This window comes from Bradyrhizobium sp. NP1 (assembly GCF_030378205.1).
In the GTDB taxonomy this organism is placed as follows: domain Bacteria; phylum Pseudomonadota; class Alphaproteobacteria; order Rhizobiales; family Xanthobacteraceae; genus Bradyrhizobium.
In genome coordinates, this window is sequence record NZ_CP127385.1 from 1,996,322 (window position 1) to 2,021,155 (window position 24,834).

At 64.5% G+C, this 24,834-nt stretch carries 20 protein-coding genes; 15 read left to right on the forward strand and 5 right to left on the reverse strand.

Annotated elements, in window-relative coordinates; all coding sequences use genetic code 11:
• The first annotated feature begins 164 nt into the window (after positions 1 to 164).
• Positions 165 to 2,114, forward strand: coding sequence for an alkaline phosphatase family protein (locus tag QOU61_RS09600; protein WP_289657867.1), 1,950 nt, complete (start codon positions 165 to 167; stop codon positions 2,112 to 2,114).
• 105 nt (positions 2,115 to 2,219) lie between these two features.
• Here the strand turns inward: QOU61_RS09600 and QOU61_RS09605 are convergent, their stop codons facing one another.
• On the reverse strand, positions 2,220 to 3,113 hold the full coding sequence (locus QOU61_RS09605; RefSeq protein WP_289657868.1) for a LysR family transcriptional regulator: 894 nt from the start codon (positions 3,111 to 3,113) through the stop codon (positions 2,220 to 2,222).
• A 198-nt stretch (positions 3,114 to 3,311) separates the two neighbouring features.
• Between QOU61_RS09605 and QOU61_RS09610 the strand changes: the two genes are divergently transcribed.
• Genes QOU61_RS09610 through QOU61_RS09630 form a run of 5 tightly spaced genes read left to right on the forward strand, consistent with a single transcriptional unit; the run spans position 3,312 to position 7,803 of the window.
• Positions 3,312 to 4,064 (forward strand): amino acid ABC transporter ATP-binding protein, encoded by a 753-nt coding sequence (locus tag QOU61_RS09610; RefSeq protein ID WP_289657869.1) that lies wholly within the window; start codon positions 3,312 to 3,314, stop codon positions 4,062 to 4,064.
• A 20-nt stretch (positions 4,065 to 4,084) separates the two neighbouring features.
• A complete protein-coding gene (locus tag QOU61_RS09615) occupies positions 4,085 to 4,885 on the forward strand; it encodes an ABC transporter substrate-binding protein (protein WP_289657870.1) in 801 nt (266 codons plus the stop codon).
• 27 nt (positions 4,886 to 4,912) lie between these two features.
• Positions 4,913 to 5,578, forward strand: coding sequence for an amino acid ABC transporter permease (locus QOU61_RS09620; RefSeq protein ID WP_289657871.1), 666 nt, complete (start codon positions 4,913 to 4,915; stop codon positions 5,576 to 5,578).
• Between the two features lie 43 nt (positions 5,579 to 5,621).
• Positions 5,622 to 6,530 carry an arginase family protein gene (locus tag QOU61_RS09625; protein WP_289657872.1) on the forward strand — a complete coding sequence of 303 codons (909 nt, stop codon included), beginning with the start codon at positions 5,622 to 5,624 and terminating at the stop codon, positions 6,528 to 6,530.
• Positions 6,531 to 6,540: 10 nt separating this feature from the next.
• On the forward strand, positions 6,541 to 7,803 hold the full coding sequence (locus tag QOU61_RS09630; protein WP_289657873.1) for a M20/M25/M40 family metallo-hydrolase: 1,263 nt from the start codon (positions 6,541 to 6,543) through the stop codon (positions 7,801 to 7,803).
• A 38-nt stretch (positions 7,804 to 7,841) separates the two neighbouring features.
• Here QOU61_RS09630 and QOU61_RS09635 read toward each other — a convergent pair whose 3' ends face one another.
• A complete protein-coding gene (locus tag QOU61_RS09635) occupies positions 7,842 to 8,852 on the reverse strand; it encodes an NADP-dependent oxidoreductase (protein WP_289657874.1) in 1,011 nt (336 codons plus the stop codon).
• A gap of 260 nt (positions 8,853 to 9,112) precedes the next feature.
• Between QOU61_RS09635 and QOU61_RS09640 the strand changes: the two genes are divergently transcribed.
• The gene (locus tag QOU61_RS09640; RefSeq protein WP_289657875.1) at positions 9,113 to 13,207 is read left to right on the forward strand and encodes an ATP-binding protein; all 4,095 of its coding nucleotides are present in this window, start codon (positions 9,113 to 9,115) and stop codon (positions 13,205 to 13,207) included.
• A 16-nt stretch (positions 13,208 to 13,223) separates the two neighbouring features.
• Here the strand turns inward: QOU61_RS09640 and aptA are convergent, their stop codons facing one another.
• A complete protein-coding gene (gene aptA, locus QOU61_RS09645; RefSeq protein ID WP_289657876.1) occupies positions 13,224 to 14,561 on the reverse strand; it encodes an omega-aminotransferase AptA in 1,338 nt (445 codons plus the stop codon).
• Between the two features lie 151 nt (positions 14,562 to 14,712).
• Here aptA and QOU61_RS09650 point away from each other — a divergent pair, with 151 nt between their 5' ends.
• From QOU61_RS09650 to QOU61_RS09685, 8 genes are all read left to right on the forward strand, one after another.
• Complete coding sequence (locus QOU61_RS09650; protein ID WP_502876908.1) at positions 14,713 to 15,276, forward strand: cupin domain-containing protein; 564 nt, start codon at positions 14,713 to 14,715, stop codon at positions 15,274 to 15,276.
• Positions 15,277 to 15,379: 103 nt separating this feature from the next.
• On the forward strand, positions 15,380 to 15,892 hold the full coding sequence (locus QOU61_RS09655; protein ID WP_289657878.1) for a hypothetical protein: 513 nt from the start codon (positions 15,380 to 15,382) through the stop codon (positions 15,890 to 15,892).
• A gap of 133 nt (positions 15,893 to 16,025) precedes the next feature.
• Positions 16,026 to 17,087 (forward strand): ABC transporter substrate-binding protein, encoded by a 1,062-nt coding sequence (locus tag QOU61_RS09660; protein WP_289657879.1) that lies wholly within the window; start codon positions 16,026 to 16,028, stop codon positions 17,085 to 17,087.
• 42 nt (positions 17,088 to 17,129) lie between these two features.
• Positions 17,130 to 17,930, forward strand: a complete 801-nt coding sequence (locus QOU61_RS09665) for an ABC transporter ATP-binding protein (RefSeq protein ID WP_289657880.1) — start codon at positions 17,130 to 17,132, stop codon at positions 17,928 to 17,930.
• A gap of 13 nt (positions 17,931 to 17,943) precedes the next feature.
• Complete coding sequence (locus QOU61_RS09670; protein ID WP_289657881.1) at positions 17,944 to 18,768, forward strand: ABC transporter permease; 825 nt, start codon at positions 17,944 to 17,946, stop codon at positions 18,766 to 18,768.
• Positions 18,769 to 18,796: 28 nt separating this feature from the next.
• Complete coding sequence (locus QOU61_RS09675) at positions 18,797 to 20,170, forward strand: amidohydrolase family protein (protein ID WP_289657882.1); 1,374 nt, start codon at positions 18,797 to 18,799, stop codon at positions 20,168 to 20,170.
• A 6-nt stretch (positions 20,171 to 20,176) separates the two neighbouring features.
• Complete coding sequence (locus QOU61_RS09680; protein WP_289657883.1) at positions 20,177 to 21,574, forward strand: amidohydrolase family protein; 1,398 nt, start codon at positions 20,177 to 20,179, stop codon at positions 21,572 to 21,574.
• A complete protein-coding gene (locus QOU61_RS09685) occupies positions 21,571 to 22,935 on the forward strand; it encodes an amidohydrolase family protein (RefSeq protein ID WP_289657884.1) in 1,365 nt (454 codons plus the stop codon). Before QOU61_RS09680 ends, QOU61_RS09685 begins: the two co-directional genes overlap by 4 nt.
• On the opposite strand, the gene QOU61_RS09690 is transcribed toward QOU61_RS09685, so the two are convergent.
• Together QOU61_RS09690 and QOU61_RS09695 are read right to left on the reverse strand one after the other, a co-directional pair.
• Positions 22,932 to 24,035, reverse strand: a complete 1,104-nt coding sequence (locus QOU61_RS09690) for a LacI family DNA-binding transcriptional regulator (protein WP_289657885.1) — start codon at positions 24,033 to 24,035, stop codon at positions 22,932 to 22,934. The two genes, QOU61_RS09685 and QOU61_RS09690, sit on opposite strands and share 4 nt — an antisense overlap.
• Positions 24,036 to 24,248: 213 nt before the next feature.
• Positions 24,249 to 24,800, reverse strand: coding sequence for a YciE/YciF ferroxidase family protein (locus QOU61_RS09695; RefSeq protein ID WP_289657886.1), 552 nt, complete (start codon positions 24,798 to 24,800; stop codon positions 24,249 to 24,251).
• Between the last annotated feature and the right edge of the window lie 34 nt (positions 24,801 to 24,834).

Sequence of the window (24,834 nt, forward strand, 5' to 3'; positions counted from 1 at the left end):
CCGCCTTCATAGGACGACAACACCGATCGTTCGCCGCGACGCTTGTCGCGTGGATGTTGTCGAAGCGTCATGCCAGCGGAATAACGCGCGTCATCGTAGCCGAATACCAACGTCCTCGTTACCACCCACCCACCCACTCAAGAAACTCCAGACAGGAGAAGGTTATGTCAAAAGCTTCGCTCGCGCGCAGGCTTCGCTGGTTGCTGCTTGGCGCGTCCGTGACGACCCTTGCACTTGCGCAAGGTGTACGTGCCGAGGACGGTGATCGGGACGATGCTCGCAACCCGGTCGAACGGATCCGCACCGCATCGCCGATCAAGCATGTGATTATTATTGTTGGCGAAAACCGCAGCTTTGATCATTTGTTCGCGACCTATACGCCGAAATCCGGCCATGAGCGCGTGCTGAACCTGCTCTCGGAGCGCATCGTCAAGGCTGACGGTTCGCCGAACGAAAACTTCGACCGAGCGCACCAGTTCCAGATCAGCTCCGCGCCGAACGGCGGGAAGTATTTCATCAGCGCGGGCTCGGCCAACAAGACGCTTTACACGACACTGCCGGCGCCCGATCTCGGCGGCGTGCAGAATCCGCCGGCGGCCGGTGTTCTCAGCCTGCCGGGCGGTGATCCCGGGCTGCCGCCTTCACAGCAGTTCCTGTTCGGCACCGGCGGCACCGGGCTGCCCAACAGCCTGGGCCCGGATACCCGCATCACCAACGTGAACACGCTGCCTCCGGGACCGTTCCAGCTGACCGGCCCGACCATGCCCTACGACGCCTACACGGCCGACACCATTCATCAGTTCTTCCAGATGTATCAGCAGGTGGATTGCGCGATCGACGCCGAGCATGTCAGCCGCCGCAACCCGACCGGTTGTCTGCACGATCTGCAGTCGGCGGTCACCACCACCTATTCGACGCCGCCCGGCGGCGCGCCGCACGACACTGGCCAGACCATGGCCTTCTTCAACATGCAGAACGGCGACGTGCCTTACTTCAAGCTGCTCGCCGACGAGTTCACGATCAGCGACAACTATCACCAGCCCGTCATGGGCGGCACCGGTCCGGACAGCGTTCCGCTCGGCTTTGCCGACCAGGTCTTCTTCGGCGACGGTCACGGCAACGCCGCGACGCCGCCTGCCAGCACCGTCTACAACCCCGATCCGCGGCCCAACACGCTGAACCAGTACACCTTGCGCAAGCAGTGGTTCAACTGCTCCGATGCGACGCAGCCGGGCGTCAAGCCGATCCTCGATTATCTCGGCAAGCTGCCGTACACGGTGCAGGCGAAGTGCGACGCCGGCCATTACTACAACGCCGTGAACATCAGCCCGGCCTGGACGCCGCAGGGCACCCCGAGCGGGGCCGGCTCGATCCCGCCGGTCACGATGACCAGCGTCGGCGACCTCCTGAGCGCGAAGAACATTCCGTGGAAGTATTATGGCGGCGGCTACAACGTCTCCGGCACCGGCACGCCGCTGGACGGCACCTATTGCGACATCTGCAATCCGTTCGAGTATCAGCTCAACTATCCGGCGATGCGCGCCGATCACATGCGCGACGTCACCGACCTGTTCAATGACTTGAAGAACGGCACGCTGCCGGCGGTATCCTATGTGAAGCCGGACGGTGCGCTTGACGGTCATCCGGCCTCGTCGAAGTTCAACCTGTTCGAGGCGTTCGCCAAGAACATCGTCGAACTCGCCAGGAGCAACCGCGAGCAGTGGGAAAGCACGGCGATCTTCGTCACCGTCGACGAAGGCGGCGGCTACTACGATTCGGGCTTCATTCAGCCGGTCGACTTCTTCGGCACCGGTCCGCGCATTCCCATGATCGCGGTTTCGCCGTTCTCGCGCGGCGGTCATGTCAGCCACGTCTATGGCGAGCACTCCTCGTTCGTGAAATTCGTCGAGCGCAACTGGCATCTCGGCAAGCTGAGCCAGCGCAGCCGCGACAATCTGCCCAACCCGCGCATCGACGATGACAACCCCTATGTCCCCGTCAACATGCCGGCGATCGGCGATCTGTTCGACATGTTCGATTTCGACCGCGATCGTGATCGCGATCATGATCGCGACCACGATCATGACCGGGACGACGGCCGCGACTTCCACTAACTGAGGCGAAAGAGACAGGTTGGGCCGGCTGCTTGCAGCCGGCCCTTCCTTTTTTGGTCCGACTGCGCGAGCAAGGCGCGTGCGGGTCGTTGCACCAGATTGCGCTTACGGTTTTCGCACGAAGCGGCTCACCTCGGCGTCGAATGCGGCAAGAAACGCCTTCCCGACGACCGAGAGTTCGCGCTCCGCCGAGGCGAACGCCGCAATTTCGTAAGGTACCGCCGGCTCGAAGCGGCGAACCTCGATGCCGAGGCAGCGGAACTGTTCGGCGCTGGCGGGGTCCACGACCGAAACGCCGACGCCGCTTGCCACCAGCGCACAGATCGTGACGAACTGATCGGCCGATGCGACCAGGTTGAGCCGCGCGCCGGCGTCGGAAAACACGCTCGATACCACGTGATGCGCGTACCACTCGCGCGACACGCCGACGTAGGGCAGGTTCGACATGGCGCGTGGCGTCACGACCTTCCGCGCCGCCAGCGGATGGCCTTTCGGCATGATGGCGACGCATTCCATGCCGTAGCGCCGCACGTTCAATCCCGTCGGGTCGATCGGGACCTCGGCGATGCCGATGTCGTGCATGGCCGAAGGAAACATCATGCGCACCTGATCGGAATTGCGGGTCAGGACCTGGAGGCGCACTGCCGGGCGCTCCCGCGCGAATCGCGCGATCACCGCCGGCAGCAGCGCGGTGCTCGCCATCGGATGGCTTGCCACCACGAGCGATCCGTCGCGGCCGAGCTTGATATCCTCCACCGATCGCTCGAGGAAATCGATCCGCGCCAGCATGCGATCGACCGTGCCGCGAAAGGCCAGTGCCTCCGGGGTCGGACGCAGCCGTTTTCCCGCACGTTCGAACAGGGCAAAGCCAAGTTCCTGCTCCAGCCGCGCGAGCTGCGCGCTGACTGCCGGCTGCGTCACCCCGAGCGATGCCGCCGCGTGGGTCACCGAACCGGTGTCGAGTACGGTGCGAAACATTTCAAGCAGGCGGATTTCCATGATGCGCTCGGCGCCAGATGCTGCAGGCTTTTCAGGCAATTGCCGGAAGTTCGTGCAGCTTTCAAGATTTTTGTTCCGTATGCAATCATATATTAAAAATAGCTATTGAAGTTTCCGCAAATGCAGGCCTAGATTTAGCATAATGGTTCAAATAAAAGAATCATGAATAGATTTTGCTTATAAGTGAGGCGAACGGACATGGCTGACGTCCCGATCATGTCCGCCGATGGGGTCCGGAAATCCTTCGGGAGCCTGCAGGTCCTCAACGACGTTTCGCTGGCGATCGGCGGCGGCGAAGTCGTCTGCGTGATCGGGCCGTCAGGGTCGGGCAAGACCACGCTGTTGCGGTGCCTTGCGCTGCTGGAGCAGCCGAGCGGCGGGCAGATCGCGATGGCCGGCAAGGTGATTGCCGCGCCGACGCCGACCGGTGAGATCAAGCGCGCCGCGCGGGCGGCGCGGCCGTCGATCGGCATGGTGTTCCAGCATTTCAACCTCTGGCCGCACATGACCGTGCTGGAAAACGTGATCGAGGCGCCGATCCTGGTGAAAGGGACATCGCGCGCCAATGCGATCAGCGAGGCCGAGCGTCTGCTCGCCAAGGTGGGCCTCGCCGACAAGCGGGATGCCTATCCGACGCGGCTCTCGGGAGGCCAGCAGCAGCGGGTCGCGATTGCGCGGGCGCTCGCCATGAATCCGAAAGTGATGCTGTTCGACGAGCCGACCTCGGCGCTTGATCCCGAGCTGCGGCACGAAGTGCTCACCGTCATGCAGCAGCTCGCGGCGGAGGGCATGACCATGATGGTGGTCACCCACGAGATGGGGTTCGCGCGCAGCGTCGGCTCGCGCCTGGTTTTCATGGATCGCGGCGAGATCGTCGAGACCGGCGATCCCAAGGCGTTCTTCGCAGCGCCAAAATCGCAGCGCGCGCAGCGCTTCCTGCAGAATTTTTGAAGCGAGGGGAGGAGAGGATGATGAAGATCTCGACCGTGGGTCTGCTGGCGCTGGCCGTCATGGCATTTGCACAACCGAAGGAGGCCGCCGCCCAGCAAGCGGAATCCCGGCTTTATCAGGTCACCAAGTCGAGGAAGCTGCGGGTGTGCCAGTATCCGCTCTATTATGCGATCTCCTATCGCAACCCCAAGACCGGCCAGATCGAGGGCATCGACGCGGATCTGTCGAAGGAGCTCGCCAAGGAGCTGGACGCCCAGCTCGAAATCGTGGAATCGAGCTTCGGTACCTTCATCGCGGATCTCCAGGCCAACAAGTGCGAAATCGGGATGTTCGGCGTGGGCGCTACGCTCAAGCGGGCGCAGGCCGTCGATTTCACCAGGCCCTACCTCGTTTCCAGCATCTACGCGGTCGGACGCAAGGACGGCAAACTCAAGAAGTGGGCCGACATCGACAACAAGGGCAACAAGGTCGCCGTGCTGCTCGGCAGCTATGTCGAGCCGTTCATGCGCGCCTATCTGAAGAATGCCGAGCTGATCGCGATCTCGCCGCCCAACACCCGTGAAGGCGAGCTGCTCGCCGGGCGGGTGGACGCGATCATCGCGGACTATCCGACCGCGGTCAAACTCAGCGACGAGTTCGATTGGGCTCTTACCCTTGAGCCCGAGGAGAAGCTGTCGCCGACACCCTATTCCTATGTCGTGCCGCAGGGCGACCAGACCTGGCTGAACTTCATCAACCTGTTCGTCGACACCATCAAGCTCGACGGACGGCTGAAAAAGTACGCCGACAAGAACAGGCTGGGCCCGATCGTCGCTCCTTGACGCATCCGAATCCGGGGAGAACCGCGCGTGTTCGCCTATCAGTTCCGATGGGATGTCATTCCGGCCAACATCGATTTTCTGCTGGCCGGATTGCAGCTGACGCTGCTGATTTCGGCGACTGCGCTGGTTTGCGCGATGATCGGCGGGCTGCTGCTCGCCGTGATGGATATGTCGCGCTTCTGGTTCCTGCGCTGGCCGGGGCTGGCGATCGGCGAGGTGATCCGCAACACGCCGATCCTGGTGCAATTGCTGTGGGTCTATTACGTGCTGCCGATCGTCTTCCATGTCCAGATCACCGCATTCACCGCGGTGCTCATTGGCTTGTCACTCTACATGGCGGCGTTCATCTCCGAGGTTTATCGCGCCGGCATCCAGGCGGTGCCGAAGGGTCATCGCGAGGCGGCGCAGGTCCTGGGCCTCAGTCCGCTGCAGGCGATGCGGCGCATCGTGCTGCCGCAGGCGATCCGCCTGACGCTGCCGCCGCTCGCCTCCAATTTCGTGCAGCTCATCAAGTTTTCCTCGCTCGGCGCCGTGATTTCGGTGTCCGAGATCACGCGCAAGGGCATGGAGCTCGCATCGTCAACCTTCCGGCCGCTGGAAATCTTCACCTTCATCGCGGTCGTCTACTTCTTCATCTGCTGGCCGCTCGCGATGGCGATCCGCCTCTGGGAGCGGCGACTGGCAAGCCGCTAGCGCGAGACAGCCTCAAGGCAATACCGGGAAAGGAAAAAGAGCTGTGACGACGGAAATCAGCCATGGATTCATGGGCGCGCCATGGGCGACCTCGGCGAAAGGCGCCAAGGTTGCCATCCTCGGCGTGCCGTTCGATTGCGGAACACACGCGTTCCGGATCGGATCGCGCCAGGGACCGGGCTCGATCCGTGAGCAGTCGCGCCTGGTGCGCGCGTTCGAATCCGAAGTCGCCGATTTCGACATCAGGGAAACGCTGGGGCTGGTCGACTGTGGGGACGTGGTGCTGACGCCGAGCCGCATCGAGGAAGCTTTCGAGCGGATCGAGGAGGCCACGTGGCAGATCATCGAGGCCGGCGCGACGCCGGTTGCTTTCGGCGGCGACGGCTCGATCTCGGTGCCGCTGGTCCGCGCCGCCGCGCGGCGCTGGCCGCAGCTCTGCGTGCTCCATATCGACAGCCACACCGACTGCCATCCGGTCGACAAGCAGCACCCGTTCGATGCGGCAAGCCAGTTCAGCCACGCTGCGCTCGAGCAGCGCGTCTCGCCGCAGGCATCCTACCATGTCGGGATCCGCGGCTCGACCTTCCGGCCCGGCGTGTTCGACCACACCCGCGCGCTTGGCTACAACATCATCACGATGCGGGACTATATCGCGCGCGGCGAAGCCGATGTGCTGGCCGAACTTCATCGCAACATGAAGGGAAGGTCGGTCTATCTGTCATGGGACATGGACTCCTTCGATCCGTCGGTCGCGCCCGGTGTCTGCACCCCGACCTGGGGCGGCTTCACCGCGCGCGAAGGGCTGCAACTGCTGCGCGGGCTCGAAGGTCTCGACATCGTCGCCGTCGACGTCAACACCGTCAGTCCACCCCACGACGTCAACGGCATGGCGGCGCATCTTGCCGCCCATGTCGCCTATGAAGCGCTGCTGCTTCTGAACGCGGCACGCTGACGGATCGATCATGTCTACAGAACCGTCAGGAATTTCGGACCGCAAGGCGCTGGCCGGCTTCGCTCGCGAAAGCCGCGGACTCACGCTCGATCTCGCACTCAGGCTGGTATCGATTCCAAGTCCCAATCCGCCCGGAGATACCAGGGCGGTCGCGGCGGAAATCCTGAAGTTCGTCGAGCAAATTCCCGGCGCCGAGGCGAAGCTGCACGTGTCGGCCGAAGGCATTCACAACGTCGTCGCGGTCGTCAAGGGTCAGCGTCCCGGGCGGCGGCTGATCCTGAACGGCCATCTCGACACCTTTCCGCTCGCAGGCGCGGCGCAGTGGACGGTCTCGCCGAACGGCTGCGAGAGGGATGGCAGGATTTATGGTCTTGGCATTTCCGACATGAAAGGCGGTATTGCCGCAAGCCTCGTGGCGCTCCGCAACCTCGCGCTCTGCCGCAGTATCTGGTCGGGCGAAGTTGTTGCCACCTTCGCGGGCGACGAGGAAACAATGGGCCTGCTCGGCACGCAATACCTCATTGATCACGTGGCGGAGGCGAAGGGCGATGCCGTGATCTGCGCCGACGTCGGCTCGCCGCGCGTGCTGCGCGTCGGCGAGAAGGGTCTGATATGGTTGCGGCTGACGGCAAAGGGGCGCTCCAGCCATGCGGCCCATGTGCATCGTGGCGACAGTGCGATCGACAAGCTGCTCGTCCTGATCGCAGGGCTTTCGACCCTGCGCCACCACGCGGTGGAGCTGCCAGCGGCGGTAGAGAAAGCCATTGCCGAGGCGAAGGCCGTTTCCGAACCACTGTCCGGCGAAGGCGAAAGCCGGGTGCTGCGGTCGATGACCGTGACCTTCGGCACGATCTCGGGCGGACAGTTGCCCAATCTCGTCTCCGACCATGCGGAGGCGACGGCCGACATCCGCTTGCCGATGGGCACCAGCGTGTCGGATATCAAGCGCATCATCGAAGAGCATGTCGCCAGCGTTCCGGGCACAGCGATCGAGTGGGTCAGGGCCTATGAGCCGAGCTGGACCTCGCCCGAGGAGCCGATCGTGCAGGCGATCGCGAACGGCGTCCGCGAGGTGACGGGCGAGCGGCCCGTCGTCAACATGCGCATCGGCGCCTCCGACTCGCGGCTGTATCGGGCGGCGGGCATCCCGACCGTCGTGTGCGGGCTGACGCCGAACAACATGGGTGCGCCGGACGAGCATGTCGAAGCCGACGAACTCATGGGTCTCAGCGAGGTGCTGACGCTCGCGGCCTTCGACTATCTCAACCGCTGACCGCCTTGTCTGCGCACGCTGCCGCAAGCGCTCGCCCGCTAGAGGCGGATGAGCAGCTTGCCGTCATTCCCGCCGGCATAGAGCTTTTCGATCGAGCCGGGCGCCTGCTCGATGCCGTCGAGAATGTGTTCGCGGTATTTCAGCCGTCCCTCCCGCACCCAGCCGGCGAGGTCGTCGATCGCCTCGCGAAAGCGCGGTGCGAAGTCGGTGACCAGAAAACCCTGCATGATCGCGCGCGTGACCAGAAGGTGCCGCTCCGGCCGTGGACCCTGATTCCACGGCTCCCAGCTTGCGTAAGATGCCGTGCCGCAGATCGCGATGCGGGCGCCGACATTGATCTGCCGCAGCACCGCGTCATGGATCGCGCCCGAGGTGTTGTCGAAGAAGACGTCGATGCCGCCGGGGCAGGCGCGCCGCAGCGCATCGTCAAGGTCGGATGGCGCCTTGTAGTCGATCGCAGCGTCGTAGCCGAATTGCTCCAGGCACTGACGCACCTTGTCCGGCCCGCCGGCGACGCCGACAGTGCGGCATCCCCTGATCCTGGCAATCTGGCCGACTGCCGATCCGACCCCGCCGGCGGCGGTCGAGACCACCACCGTCTCGCCCGATTTGGGACGCCCGACATCGAGCAGGCCGAAATAGGCGGTGAGGCCGTTGACGCCGAGCACGCCGAGCGCAAGCGACAACGGCAGGTCGTCCTCCGTCACCTTGCGCGTGATCTGTGCTGCGCCGGCGGCCGCAAAATCCTGCCAGCCGAACAGGCCCATCACCCGCTCGCCCGCGGCATAGTCGGGATTCCTGGATTCGACGATCTCGCCAACGGCGAATGAGCGCATGGTGTCGCCGATCTCGATGCGCGGCCAATAGGTGCTCTTGTCCACGATCCAGCCGCGCATCGCGGGATCGGCCGACAGAAACCGGTTGCGGACCAGGATCTCCCCCTCGCCAAGCTTCGGAATGTCGGCTTTGCGGACGGCGAAGTCAGTGGTGGCCGGAATGCCGTTCGGTCGCGACGCGAGCCAGACTTGGCGGTTCTGCAGAGTGTCCATCGATTCCCCGCTGATTTTTTGCCGGGGCGGGATTTCGGACGCCCGTCAAGCGTTGCCCCGCCGTATGGAAAGGACAGCATAGCAAGCTTCACAACTGATGGGTGTGAAGGCCCGGTCGATTTTGGTTGCGTCGTGCGCCGTCAATCCGCCTTGCCCGTCCCACCTGCCGGCCCATTCGTGGCCCGGGGGCGAAGGCCTGATGGAACCTAGCCCGGGATTGCGCGTTTTCGCATCCAGCATCGCTGTGGGTAGAAAACACTGTGTTCGAGCCTCAATTTCGGGTCCCAGGTCCTGCCATCGAGACGACGGAGCGCCTTTTTGTCGGGCACAGCGAGCTGGCCAGGCTGATCGCAAGTTTCGACTGGGCGAGCACGCCGATCGGGCTCCCGCAGCATTGGCCGCAGAGCCTGAAGACCGCGGTCCGCATCATGCTCACCTCGCAGCAGCCGATCTGGATCGGGTGGGGAAGCGAGCTGATCTATCTCTACAACGACCCCTACAAGTCGATCATCGGCGGCAAGCATCCCTGGGCGCTCGGGCGGCCCACATCGGTGGTGTGGCGCGAAATCTGGGATGACATTGCCCCGCTGCTCGACAAGGCGATGAGCGGCGACGAGGGGACCTACACCGAAGCCCAGCTCCTGATCATGGAGCGCAACGGATTCCCGGAAGAGACTTATTACACGTTCTCCTACAGCCCAATTCCCGATACCGACGGCTCGCCCGGCGGAATCTTCTGCGCCAACACCGACGATACCCAGCGCGTCATCAGCGAGCGTCAGCTGCTGCTGTTGCGAGAGCTCGCCAGCAGCGCGGCCGAGGCGCGAAGCGTGCAAGAGGCCTGCGAGCGCAGCGCGGGCGCGCTGGCGACCGACCCGAAGGATCTTCCCTTTGCGATGATCTATCTGGCCGATACGCGGGAGGAGGTTGCAAGGCTCGCCGCGTTGTCTGGCATCGATGCCGGCCATCCGGCGGCGAGGCCGACGCTTCGGCTCGATGGTGGCGAGCCGTGGCCGCTCTCGGAAATATGGGAGAGCCGCAAGGCCGTGATCGTCGACCTCGCCGGCGTATCGCGGTCGGAGTTTCCTGCCGGTGGCTGGCGCCGGCCGCCGGGCCACGCCATCGTGCTGCCGATTGCCTCGAGCGGGGATGCCTCGCTGGCTGGATTTCTGATCGCAGGTCTTAATCCGTTTCGTCTCTACGACGATCGCTATGCGAGCTTCCTGGACCTTGTTGCGGCCCAGATCGCCGCGGCCATCAGCAACGGCCATGCCTACGAGGAGGAACGACGCCGCGCCGAGGCGCTTGCGGAAATCGACCGCGCCAAGACCGCGTTCTTCTCCAATGTCAGCCACGAATTCCGCACGCCGCTAACGTTGATGCTTAGCCCGCTTGAGGAAGTGCTGGTCAAGGCCGGCGGTCAGTTGCCGGGTGAATACCGCACGCTGCTCGACATCGCGCACCGCAACGGCACACGACTGCTGAAGCTCGTGAACACGCTGCTCGATTTCGCGCGGATCGAAGCCGGTCGCGTCACGGCGGCGTATGAGCCGGTCGACCTCGCGGCTTTCACCGCGGAGCTTGCGTCGAATTTCCGTTCGGCGATGGAGAAAGCCGGCCTCCGGCTCGTGATCGACCCCGCCCCATTGCCGCAGCCGGTCTATGTCGACCGCGACATGTGGGAGAAGATCGTCCTCAATCTTTTGTCGAACGCCTTCAAGTTCACGTTCGTGGGAACGATCACGGTCGAGGTCAGGGCGGCGGACCACGCTCAGGCGGAGGTCGTGGTTCGCGACACCGGGACGGGCATCCCGCCGGCGGAGCTGCCTCATGTGTTCGAGCGGTTCAGACGCGTCGAAGGCGCGCGCGGACGTTCGTTCGAAGGCAGCGGCATCGGTCTTGCTCTGGTGCAGGAGCTGGTGAAGCTGCATGGCGGCCGCATCCAGGTCGAAAGCGAAATCGATCGCGGCAGCGCCTTCACCATTCGAATTCCATTCGGCAGCACCCATCTGTCGCCGGAACGGCTGAATGCGGCTCCCGGCCATGCCCACTCCAATGTGCGCGCGCAGGCCTATCTCGACGAAGCACTGGGCTGGCTCGACGGAAATGCTTCGGTCGACCGGCCTGCCGCATCGTCCACCGATGATTTCGGCCTCGTCGCCTCGTCCGCGCCGGAGCGCCGCCATCGCGTGCTGCTGGCCGACGACAACACCGACATGCGCGACTATGTGCGCCGCCTGCTCAGCGACCAGTATGATGTCGAGGCCGTCGGCGACGGCCAGGCCGCGCTCGAGGCCGCATGGCGTCAGCGCCCCGACCTGGTGCTGAGCGACATCATGATGCCGCGGCTGGACGGGCTGGGTCTGCTCAACGCCATGCGCAACGATCGCGAGTTGCGCGAGGTGCCGATCATTTTCCTTTCCGCGCGCGCGGGCGAGGAGGCCAGGGTCGAAGGCTTGCGGATGGGTGCCGACGACTATCTGGTCAAGCCGTTCAGCGCGCGCGAATTGCTGGCGCGGGTTGCCGCCAATATCGAGCTGTCGGCGACGCGAGCCGAGCGCGCGAAACTGCTGCAGGAGGAATCCCATGTCCTGGAGCTCCTGAACAAGGTCGGGACGACAGTTGCGGCCGAGCTTGACCTCGATCGCGCCGTCCAGATCGTGACCGACGCCGCCACTGAGCTCACTGGCGCCGCTTTCGGTTCGTTCTTCTACAATGTCATCAATCAGCAGGGCGAGAGCTACATGCTCTACCCGCTCTCGGGCGTGTCACGCGAGGCTTTTGCCGGATTTCCGATGCCGCGCAATACCGCGGTTTTCGCGCCGACCTTCAGCGGCGAGGGAATCATACGTTCCGATGATATTCTGCACGATCCGCGCTACGGCAAGAACCATCCCCATGGCGGCATGCCGAAGGGACATCTCCCCGTGCGCAGTTATCTCGCTGCCCCCGTCGTTTCCCGGTCCGGAGAGGTGCTGGGGGGCCTGTTCTTCGGCCATCCGGAGCCCGGCCGATTCGACGAGCGCTCGGAGCGGCTCGTTCTCGGCATCGCGGCGCAAGCGGCAGTCGCAATCGACAATGCCCGCCTGTTCCAGGCTGCAGAGCGCGAGCTTTCCGAACGGCGGCGCGCGGAGGCTGCTCTGCAAACGTTAAATGCGACGCTTGAGAAGCGCGTCCTGGATGAGGTCAATGAGCGCACCAAGGCCGAGGCGCAGCTACGCCAGGTGCAGAAGATGGAGGCGGTGGGGCAACTCACCGGCGGCATCGCGCATGACTTCAACAATATGCTCGCCGTCATCATCGGCGGCCTCAACCTGCTGCAGCGAAAGCTCGCCAAGGGCGAGACTGATGTCGGCCGGTTCGTCGAAAGCGCGATCGACGGTGCGCGTCGCGCGGCGGCGTTGACCCAGCGTCTGCTTGCCTTTTCGCGCCAGCAAGCGCTGTCGCCGGAAGCTTTCAATCCGAACCGGATGATCGCCGGCATGACCGATCTGCTCAGCCGCACCATCGGCGAGCACATCAATGTCGAGACCGTGCTTGCCGCCGGGCTGTGGCCGGTCAAGGCCGACGCCGGGCAATTGGAAAACGCGGTGCTCAACCTCTGCGTCAATGCGCGCGACGCCATGCCTGACGGCGGCAAGCTGACGGTCGAGACCTCGAACGCCTATGTCGATGAGATCGTGAGCAGGGAATATGCCTTGGCGCCCGGCCAGTATGTGCTGATCGCCGTGGCCGATAACGGGGTTGGAATGAGGGGCGAGGTGATCGCCAGGGCCTTCGACCCCTTCTTCACCACCAAGGAGGTCGGCAGGGGCACAGGCCTCGGCCTCAGCCAGGTGTACGGATTCGTGCGCCAGTCGGGCGGTCATGTGAAGATCTATTCGGAAGTCGATGTCGGCACCACCGTGAAGATCTATCTGCCCCGTCACTACGGCGAGCCGACGGCGGAGCAGGCAAGGCTCGGCCCCGACGCGCCCTACCGCGGCCTCAAGAGCGAGCTCATTCTGGTCGTGGAAGACGAGGAACGCGTGCGCGTCGTTTCGGTCGAGGCGCTACGCGATCTCGGCTACAGCGTCGTGGGCGCCGCCAACCCGGCCGAAGCGTTGCAGCTTCTGGAAAGCGGGCTCGGGGTGTCGTTACTCTTCACTGATGTGATCATGCCGGCCATGTCCGGCAGCGAGCTCGCCGATCGCGCGCGCGACCAAGTCCCGGGGCTGAAGGTGCTCTACACCACCGGCTACACGCGTAACGCGATCACGCATAACGGCTTTCTGGACCCCGGCACGAGCCTGTTGTCCAAGCCGTTCACCGTGGATGAGCTTGCGATGAAAGTGCGCCATATCCTCGATAGCTGAGCGGCGCAGCCCTGGCTTACGCTGCGCGCTTGAGCGCGTCACCCAGGATCGAGACCATCTCGCCGATCTGCGCCGCTTCCACGATCAGCGGCGGCGACAGCGCGATGATGTCGCCGGTGACGCGGATCAAGAGACCCTTGTTGAAGCAGTCCACGAACACCTCGTAGGCGCGCGCTCCCGGCGCCCCCGGCCGCGACGAAAGCTCGATGCCGGCAACGAGCCCGATGGTCCTGATGTCGATGACGTTGGGCAGGCTCTTCAGGCCGTGCATCGCCTCGGTCCAGGTTTCCTTGAGGCTCGCGCCGCGGGTCAGGAGGCCCTCGGACTCGTAGATGTCGAGCGTCGCCATGCCGGCGGCGCAGCCGACCGGGTGACCCGAATAGGTGTAGCCGTGGAACAGCTCGATCACCTCGGCAGGTCCGGTCATCATCGCATCGTGGATTTCGCGCTTGGCGAACACCGCGCCCATCGGGATCGCGCCATTGGTCAGCCCCTTGGCGGTCGTGATGAGGTCGGGAACGACGCCGAAATAGTCGGCCGCGAACGGCGTGCCCAGCCGGCCGAAGCCGGTGATGACCTCGTCGAAGATCAGCAGGATGCCGTGGCGCGTTGCGATCTCGCGCAGCCGCTGCAGATAGCCCTTCGGCGGCAGCAGGACGCCGGTTGAGCCTGCGACCGGCTCGACGATTACGGCGGCGATGGTTTCCGCACCATGCAGCGCCACCAGCCGTTCAAGATCGTCGGCGAGCTCCGCGCCATGTTCAGGCAGGCCCTTGGAGAAGGCGTTGCGGGCGGGATCGTGGGTATGGCGCAGATGGTCGGTGCCGGGAAGCTGCGGGAACACCCGGCGGTTGCTGACGATGCCGCCGACCGAGATGCCGCCGAAGCCGACGCCGTGATAGCCGCGCTCGCGTCCGATCAGCCGGGTCCGCGTGCCCTGGCCGATCGCGCGCTGATAGGCGATCGCGATCTTGAGCGCAGTGTCGATCGATTCGGACCCCGAGCCGGTGAAGAACACGCGGTCGAGCCCCGCGCTTGCGCCGCCAGGCGCGAGCCGCGCCAGCCGCTCGGCGAAGTCGAACGCGATGGGATGCCCAAGCTGGAACGACGGCGCATAGTCGAGTGTCGCGAGCTGCCGCTCGACGGCGCGTGCGATTTGCGGCCGCCCGTGGCCAGCATTGACGCACCAGAGCCCAGCCGTGCCGTCGATCACCCGCCGTCCGTCCGTCGTCGTGTAGTGCATCCCATCGGCGGCAGCGAACAGGCGCGGCGCCGTTTTGAACTGGCGATTCGCCGTGAACGGCATCCAGAAATTTTCAAGAACCGGCGTGTTTCGTCGCAACTGGATGGTCATGGCGCTCTCCCTTTGCCCCACCGGGCCACGAACGCGTTGTCGCAACAAGCCCTTTTCTGTTGTGACCTAAGCCATTGAAATATATGATAGTGTTTTGAGCGCGTTGCGATATTCGCAACGACCGCAACGGCATGGCGATCGCATGGAGAAAATGGGGAGTGCGTCCTTGGCTGATGACCTCGGCAACCGGCTTCGCTACGTGCGTACGCTGCACAACCTCTCGCAACGCGAATTGGCCAAGCGCGCCGGCGTCACCAATTCAACGATATCCCTGATCGAATCCAACTCCAGCAACCCTTCCGTCGGTGCGCTGAAGCGTATCCTCGACGGCATTCCGATCGGGCTTGCCGAGTTTTTCGGTCTTGAGCCGGCGCCTTCGAAGAAGGTTTTCTATCAGGCGGGCGAACTGCTGGAGATTGGCAAGGGCCCGATCTCCTATCGCCAGGTCGGCGACAATCTGTTCGGCCGCGCGCTGCAGCTGCTGAAGGAAAAATATCAGCCGGGCGCGGACACCGGTGTGATTCCGCTGGTGCACGAAGGCGAGGAGGGCGGCATCGTGCTCGCCGGCCGGCTCGAAGTCACTGTCGACGGCGAGCGGCGGATCCTCGGGCCGGGCGACGCCTATTATTTCGAAAGCCGCCGTCCGCACCGGTTCCGCTGCGTCGGCCCGGTTCCCTGCGAGGTGGTGAGCGCCTGCACGCCGCCGACCTTCTGACAGGCGCCAGAAAAAATACCGCTGGCTCGTCGGGCGCGACCGGCGCCGTTCGTCTTGTCAGGGATTGCGGGCCGCTGCGGTCAGCGGATCTCTGGAACGGCGCATGTTTCGTGTCGAAGCGGACAGCCTGAAAGCCTATTTCGATGTCGACCGCGAGCGGAAGGGCGACTTGAAGAAGCTTGACGCGCTAATCCGCAAGGTGGCGCCGCAGCTTCGCCGTCACTTTCATGAAGGGACCGCTGCGGGCGAGGCCGGCATGCGCATGAAGATGATCGGCTACGGAAAGTTTCGCTATGCGATCGGTTCGGGCAAGCGGGCCGACTGGCCCGTGATCGGCGTCGCGCTCCAGAAGAACTACATCAGCGTCTATCTTTCGATCACCCGGCGCGGCCGTCCGATCGTTCAATCCTACGCAGGCAAGCTCGGCGAGATCAGGGTCGGTCGCAACAATTTCAGTTTCGTGACATCGCAGGATTTGAAGGTTCCCGCATTGTCGGCGCTGTTTGCCGAGGCTGCCGCGATCTTCAGGGCCGATCCGCAAAATCCGGTGCGGTACAGGGAGGGCGGTCGCCGGACGCGTGTCAGCGCACAGGACGCCGTTGCGCGTCGACCCTGATCGCGTCACCGGTGGCGTGATGTGATGCCGAATGGGTGACATGTGCGCCGCGTCCGCGCAATCGCATTGACAGCGGCTGCGTTCGAGCTAGGATGCAATCGATTGCAAAGACACAAACGTCAAAGGGAAGCGAATGACCAAGGCGACACGGCGCCAGTTTCTGGCGGGATCGGCCCTCACCGCGGCAGGTTTGGTTGGCGCGCCCTATGTGTATGCGCAATCCGATTTTCTGGAACCTGTCCGGATCAGGATGGGCTACGCGCCCTACATCTCGGCCGGCCCGTATTACATCGCGCAGGAAAAGAGTTACTTCAAGAAGCTCAAGATCGACATCGTGCCTTCGAGCCATGTCGATGGCTCGCTGTCGATGCCCTCGCTGATTGCGGGGGAGCTCGACATCACCGGTGCGACCTTGAGCGCCGGCCTGTTCAATCTGATGACCAAGGGCTCGGACCTGCGTCTGTTCTTCGAACGCGGCCGCGAATCGCCGGGCTGGGGGTCGAATGCGATCCTGGTTTCGAACGAGATGTGGGAGAAGGGTTTTCGCAACGTCGACGGCTACAAGTTCGCCAAAGGCGCGAAGATCGGCATCTCCTCGCGCGGCAGCGTCGCGCATTACCTTCACACCGTGGGGCTGGAGCGCGCAGGCCTGAAGGTGGATGACGCCGAGTGGCAATGGGGCCTCACGCCTCAGGTCAGCCTGCCCCTGATGCAGCAGAATCGCCTCGACGTCCTCAATTTGCCGCTGCCAGGCGCCTATGCCGCGCAAAGCAAGGGCATCGGCAAGGTCGCGACCTGGAGCGACGAGCTTGCGCCCGATTTCGTGCTCGCCTGCTCGGTGGCGAGCCGAAAATTCCTGCGCGAGCAGCATTCAGCGGCAGTGCGCTTCTCGATGGCGATCATGCAGGCCAATGCCGAGTACATGGATGCCGCCAAGACCGGCAATCCCGAAGTGCTGAAGATCATCGCCGACAACACCGGCCTTGCGGTATCTGTGATCGACGAGACCCGGCCGCGCTGGACCTATATGGTGATCGACGGCACGCCGAACATGCCCTCGATCGTCGCGCAGCAGCGCTTCTGGCACGACCGCACCGACCTGTTGGCCAAGACGGTGCCGGAGGACGAGCTGTTCGACGACCGCGCCATCAAGGAAGCCAAGCAGCGGCTCGCCGAAAAGAATCCATTCAACTGATCCCGCCGTTCGCCGATCAAGCGCAGTCCGAGAATTCCTGGCATGTCATTCGAAGCCATCTCCATCGAAGGCCTTTCCCATCGTTTCCTGAGCAAGAGCCGCGCGCCGACGGTCGCGCTCTCCGACGTCTCGCTGCAGTTTCCCGCCGGGAAAGTGACCTCGATCGTCGGCCCGTCCGGTTGCGGCAAGTCGACGCTGCTGCTCATCATGCGCGGGCTCGTGAAGGCGAGCGAAGGCGAGGTGCGATTTCTCTATGGCGACGGCAAGGGGGAGCCGACCGCGGGCGGACCGCCGCGGATGGCAACGGTGTGGCAGTCGTTCAACCTCCTGCCGTGGCGCACGGTGATCGACAACGTCGCCTTCGGCCTCGAGCTGACGGGCGTGCCGCTCGAGGAGCGTCGTGCGAAAGCGATGGCCGCGATCCGGGCGGTCGAGCTCTCCGGCTTCGAGCAGCATTATCCCGGCCAGCTTTCCGGCGGCATGAAGCAGCGCGTCGGGCTGGCGCGCGGCATCGTGATGTCACCGGACATCCTGTTCCTCGACGAGCCCTTCGGCGCGCTCGATGCGCAGACCAGGCTTTACCTGCAGGAGCAATTGTCGACGCTGGTCGAGCAGAGCGCCAAGACCATCATCCTCATCACCCATTCGATCGAGGAGGCGATCTTCCTCGGCGACCGCGTGGTGGTGATGACGGCGCGACCCGGCCGCGTGGCGGCGACGCTCGACATCGACCTGCCGCGCCCGCGGAACTTCGAGGTCCAGAAGCAGAAGTCGTTCAGCGACCTGTTTTCCGAAATCTACGGCCTGTTGCGCGACGAAGTCCGCAAGTCGATGCTGAACTGAAGGACGCGAGGCGATGACACAGGTGGAACGATCCGCGGAGATCGAAGCCGCGACCTCGCGGTCGATGGAGGCGCAGGAGACGCGGCTGCGCGACGATACCTGGTGGTACGGCCCGGTCGCGCTCGCGCTGTTCCTGGTGCTGTGGGAAGTGGGCGTACGCCTCGGCAACATCCCGGAAGTGTTTCTGCCGGCGCCCTCGCTCGTGGTGGTGTCGCTCTACGACCTCTTCGCGCACAAGCAGTTGCTGTACGATCTCGGGGTCACGCTTTATCGCATCTTCGGCGGCTTCATCGCCGCCGCCTTCATCGGGATCGTGCTCGGCCTGCTGATGGGTATGTCGAAGCGGATCTACGCAATTGCCGACATCTTCATCGCCGCGCTCTATCCGGTGCCGAAGATCGCGCTATTGCCGCTGCTGGTGATCTGGCTCGGCACCGGCAACATCTTCCAGATCGCGCTGTCGGCGCTCGGCTGCATCTTTCCGATCCTGATCAACACGATCATCGGCGTCCGCCAGTGCGACGAGGGGCTCATTCTCGCCGCGCGCGATCTCGGCGCGACCAACATGCAGATCCAGCGCAAGGTGGTGCTGCCCGCCGCGGTGCCCGCCATCTTTGGCGGCTTGCGGCTTGCGCTCGGCATCTCGATCATCCTGGTGGTTGCGGCCGAGATGCAGACCGCCCGCTACGGCCTCGGCGCCAAGCTGCAACTCGCAGGGCAAGTGCTGGAAACGGGCCAGGTGTTCGCCATCCTGCTGCTGCTCGCGGCGATGGGAATCGTGCTGACCAAGGCGCAGGACCGGATCGGCAGCGTTGTCGATCGCTGGCGCGCGAAATGACAATCATGCCACTTGCGGAGTGCTGAAGATGAAGCGGATCTTGATCGAATGCGGCTGGCTCGTCACCATGGACGAGAAGATCGGCGACTTCCGTGGCGCGCAGTTGCTGATCGAGGGCAGCCGCATCGCGGCGGTCGGCCGCAACCTCAATGCGGCGGCCGACGAAACCATCGATGCGCGCGACAAGATCGTGATGCCAGGGCTGATCGATGCGCACATCCACACCTGGCAGGCCGGCTTGCGCGCGATCGGATCGGAATGGCTCGGGCCGGATTATCACAAGAACATCCACGCCAACCTCGCCACCCGCTACGGGCCGGAAGACAATTACCTCGGCAATCTCGTCGGCGCGCTCGGCCAGATCGACGGTGGCGTCACCACGATCCTCGACTGGTGTCATAACCTGACGTCGCTGGAACATGCCGAGCGCTCGGTTGACGGCCTGGAGGAATCCGGCATTCGCGCGGTGTTCGCGCACGGCACCGCAAAGCCGCCGACCAAACCAGGCGAGTTGCCCTACACCCATGTCCCGCATCCGCGCGATCGCATCGAGGCCTTGCGCAACGGGCGTTTTGCCAGCGACGACCGGCTCGTGACGCTTGCGATGGCGATCCTCGGCCCGCACTGGGGCACCTATGAGGTGGCCGAGCAGGACATTCGGCTGGCGCGCGAGCTTGACCTGCTGTCGACCTCGCACGCCACTCGCAAGCCTGCCGACCAGATCGCGCCGGGCGGCTACACCAGGCTCGCAAAGGCCGGCCTGATGGGCCCCGACCACAATCTGGTCCACGGCAACTATATCGACGACGAGGAGCTGAAGCTCCTGGTCGAGGCCGGTGCTTCGTTCACGGCAACCGTGCTGACGGAGCTGCACGGCCATGTTGCCGAGCCGGTGACGCTGCGGGTGCGCAAGGCCGGCGGCATGCCCTCGATCGGTATCGACGTCGAGCCGATTGTGACCGGCGAGATGTTCCGCGAGATGCAGGCGGCCCTGCTGCATGCGCGCTGGGCCTCGCTGCGCGACAACGCGGCGGCCGGCAATCCGGCGCCGCAGCACATTCCGGTCAAATCGCGCGAGGCGCTGGCCTGGGCGACGATCGGCAATGCGCGCGCGATCGGTCTGGAAGACCAGATCGGCTCGCTGACGCCGGGCAAGAAGGCCGACCTGATCATGCTCCGCGCCAACGACCTCAACCTGTTCCCGGTGCACGATCCGTTGTTCTCGATCACCGATCAGGCTCACGCCGGCAATGTCGACACCGTCATGATCGATGGCGTGACCAGGAAGCAGGGCGGCAAGCGCATCTTCCCGGACGCGGTGCTGAACAAGCGCCGCGCCGAGCTGGTCGCCTCCGTCGAGCGCATCATGCGCGAAGGCGATTTCACGCTTAAGGTTGCGTAACCGGTCATGGCACGGAGCCTGATCGAATGCGGCTGGATCGTCTCGATGGATCCGTCGATCGGGGACCTGCGCCAGGGCGAGATCCTGATCGAGGATGACCGGATCGTCGCGGTCGGCCGCGATCTTCAAGCCGCGCACGACGCGGTCATCCGCGCTCCCGACATGATCGCGATGCCGGGGCTGGTGGATGCGCACCTTCACACCTGGCAGACCGGGTTGCGGGCCATCGGTTGCGACTGGGCGCATCCCGACTATTTCAACTATCTGCACGGCGGCATGGCGACCCGCTACGGCCCTGAAGACAACTATCTCGGCAACTTGATCGGCGCGCTGAACCAGATCGACGGCGGCGTCACCACGCTCAACGATTTCTGCCACAACATCACCTCGACCGAGCAGGCGGGGCGGTCGCTGGATGCGCTGGAGGAAAGTGGCATCCGTGCGGTGTTTTCGCTCGGCGCCGGAAAACTGCCGCCCGACGGTGAGCGCGAGGAGCCGTTCGAGCGGCGGATCAATCCGCGCGAGCGGGTCGAGTCCTTCCGGAAGGGGCGGCTCGCCAAGGTCGACGCGCTGGTCACGATGGCGCTTGCCGTCTCCGGCCCGCACTGGTCCGAGCTTGATGCCAACCGCACCAACCTGAAGCTCGCGCGTGAGATGGGCTTACGCTCGTCCTCGCATGCGACCAAGCGGCCGGAGCTCGCGATCGCCCCGGACGGCTATCGGAGCCTGCTCGACGAAGGCCTGATCGGCGAGGATCACACCATCGTCCATGGAAACTATCTCTCGGACGATGAACTCAGACGCCTGATCGACGCGGGCGTCGGCGTCTGCTCGTCGGTGCAGACCGAGCTTCGTGGCTATGCGGCCGACCCGCTGGTCAATCGCGTGCGCGCGCTGGGCCACGTGCCGGCGCTGGGTGTCGATGTCGAGCCGCGGGTGTCAGGCGAGATGTTCCGTGAGATGCAGATTGCGCTGCTGCATGCGCTGTCGGTGTGTCATCGCGACAATGCCCGCGAGGGAAAGCCGCCCTTCCGCACCGTCCCGATCCGTTCGCGCGAGGCGCTTGGCTGGGCCACCATCGGCGGCGCCCGTGCGCTGGGGCTGGAGCACAGGATCGGGTCGCTGTCGCCGGGCAAGAAGGCGGATATCGTGCTGCTCGACGGCGCTGATCTCAACCTGTTCCCGGTGCACGACCCGGTGCTGTCGATCGTCGAACAGGCCAACCAGCATAATGTGGATACCGTCATCATCGACGGCGTCGTTCGCAAGCGCGGGGGCAGGCTCGCCTTCCGCGAAGACGTGTTGCGGCGGCGCAAGCAGGAGCTTGTCGCATCCGTCGAACGGCTGATGGGCGAGGTCGGCTATCGGCCGTTCGAGCCGGAAAGAAGGGCAGTGCAGCCATGAAACGAACGCTGATCCGGTGCGGCTTTCTGATTTCGATGGACGAGGCGATCGGCGAACGCCGAAATGTCGATCTCGCGATCTCGGGTGATCGCATCGAGGCGATCGGCGAGGGGCTTTCCGGCGCGGCCGACGAGGTTATCGACGCATCCGACATGATCGTGATGCCGGGCCTGATTAACATGCACCTGCACGCCTTCCAGGCCGGCTTTCGTGCCGCGGGATCGGAGTGGCTGGGCCCCGACTACTTCCGCATCTTCTACGGCGATATCGCAACGCGCTTCGAGCCGGAGGACAATTACCTCGGCACGCTGTTCGGCGCGCTGAACCAGCTCGACTGCGGCGTCACCACGCTGCTCGACTATTCGCACAACATTCGTACCCTGCAACAGGCCGAGCGCTCGGTCGATGCGCTCGTCGATTCCGGAATCCGCGCGCTGTTCGTCCATGGCGACGGCCTGCGCGAGAGGGCGGTACCGGGAAAATTCCCATCCTCGCGTCCGCATCCGCGCGACCGCGTCGAGGCGCTGATCAGGAGCCGCTTTGCGCGAGAGGGCCGCGTGCGGCTGGGGCTTGCGATCGCAGGTCCGCACTGGGCCGACTGGGAGGCCTCGCTGCACAATGTGCGGCTCGCACGCGATTTCGGCCTGATCGTGTCCTCCCACGTCACCAAGTCGCACGCCAATGCGGTCGTGCCTGACGGCTATGATCGGCTGGCGGCAATGGGCCTGCTCGGGCCCGAGCACAACCTGGTGCATTGCAATCATCTTTCGATAGACGAGCTGAAGCGGCTGCTCGATGCCGGCTGTTCGGTGACCTGCACCAACATGAACGAGCTGCACGACTATCCGAACCCGACGGCGATGATGAATCTGCTGGGCCTTGGCGCGCTGCCCTCGATCGGGATCGACGTCGAGGCGATGGTGTCGGGCGATCTCTGGCGCGAAATGCAGATGGCGCTCTTGTTCGCGCGGATCGAGAACCTGAAATCCGGGCGGTTCAAGCCGATGGTGCGTTCGCGCGAGGCGCTGCGCTGGGTGACGACCGCGGGCGCCAAGGCGCTGATGATGGAGCGCGAGATCGGCGCGCTCAGGCCCGGCATGAAAGCCGACGTCATCATGCTGCGGGGCAGCGACCTCAATTTGTTCCCCGTCCACGACCCGGTCTATTCCGTGGTCGAGCAGTCGCATGCGGGTAATGTCGATACCGTGGTCGTCGACGGCATCGTCCGCAAGCGCGGCGGGCGTCTGCTGTTCGACCAGGCCAAGCGGCATCATCTCGGCGAGCGGCTGCTCTCTTCGGTCAACAGGCTTTCGGCGGAAGCGGGCTACACGCTGCCGTTCGCCGCAGGAATCAGAAGTTAGCGCGCCGTTTGCCGGGAGCCGGGTTGCGCCGCCGGCCTGGCGTCGGCCGCCGGCGCCTTGGTCGACTGGCGAACAATCAAGGCCGGCTCGAGCACCATGCGCACGCTGGCCGGCGCGGTCGCGGCCAGTTCCTTCAGCATCAATTCCGCCGCCATCCGGCCCATCGCACGATGCTCGATCCGCACGGTGGTCAGCGGCGGCGAGATCAGGTCGACCAGCGGCATGTCGTTGTGTCCGACGATCGAGATGTCGTCGGGACAACGCAGGCCCAGCCGATGCACGGCATCGATGGCGCCGAGCGCGAGCAGGTCGTTGGCGGCGACGATCGCCGTCAGCCCCTTGACCCGGCCGATCAGCTTTTGCGCCGGCGGCAGTCCGCACTCGCGCGTATAGCGCTCGGCCTCCTCGACATGCGTCTTCAGCCGATGGCGCGCCATCGCCTTGGCAAAGCCCTCCCGGCGCAGCATGCCGGTCGAGGTGTGCCGGGGCCCGGCGATATGACCGATGATCCGGTGGCCCTGCGCGGCGAGGTGATCGACCGCCAACTGCATGCCCTTGTCGTCGTTGGAGACCACCGACGAGACCCGGCTGCGGATCTCGAAGCGGTTGACCAGCACCGCCGGCATGCCGTTACGGATGCAATGCCCCAGCACCTCGTCTTCCGACGACACGGTTGCTAGGATGAGACCCTCGACGCGCTGCACCAGCAGGCTGTCGATCATTTCGATCTGCCGCGAGGCGTCGTTGCCGGCGTCGATCACGACGGGTGCATAGCCTTCGGTGGCCAGCGCCTCCGCGATGCCGCCGAGGATCGGCGCGAACACGGGATTGGAGATGTCGGGCAGCAGCACGCCGATCAGGCGGGAGCGGCCGGTCTTGAGCGTGGTGGCGACCCGGTTCGGCCGGTAGTCCATCGCCTTGGCAAGCTCGGCGACCCGCTCGGCGACCTCGTCGGCGACAAGGTGACGCTTCTGCGGGTCGAGCGCACGCGACACCGTCGATGGGTGCACGCCCGCCCGCCGCGCGATCTCTTTCAGGGTGGCCGGTGCCCTCGGCTTTCCCGTCCTCACCGGCCGGCGGTCCGCTTCATCATTGGCCATGCATCGACACGTCAGAGTTGCAATCGTTTGCAGTGTGACCCGTTGTAGCACATGAAACGGCTGCAAACGCAACCGGTATCAACGATGGTCAAGGATGCAAGGTCCTGGCGCCGACCGCCGCGGATCGCAGCGCAACTCGCCGCTATGCCCCCGATCGTGGCAAAACGCCCCCAGCCGGGGAGGGCTGGGGGCGTTGTGTTGAGCGCGACCGGATCAGGCCGCTTCGCGCTGTTCGGCCTCGATGTTGACGACCGAGGTCGCAAGCCTGGTCAGGGTCTGGTCGGTCGCTTCCTCCTCGTCCAGCGTCGCCTGCAGCAGTTCTGCTGCCTCTGGCAGGCCAAGCTCCTCGGCCCAGGTGCGAAGCGTTCCATAGCGTGCGATCTCGTAGTGCTCGACGGCTTGGGCGGCGGCCAGCAATCCAGCGTCCAGCGCGGGCGCGCCCTTGAACTCCTTCATGATCTCCGCGCCTTCATCGGTAATGCCGTTGATGGCTTCGCAGGATTTGCCGCGCGCCGGCTTGCCCAGCATGCGGAATACCCGGTCCAGCCGCTTCACCTGGCCGTGGGTCTCCTTCAGGTGCTTGTTGAACGCGGCTGCCAACTCGCGGGACTGCGCGGCCTTGGCCATCTTCGGAAGGGTCTTGATGATCTTGTTCTCGGCGAAATAGATGTCCTTCAGCGTCTCGTGAAACAGATCGCTCAGGTTCTTCTGCTGCGCTCGATTGCGTCGCGCCGTCGTTCGGCTTTTCTTTGCTCGTTTGGCCATGGGACCTCCTGGTTGCGGGCGGGAAGAGACGTCC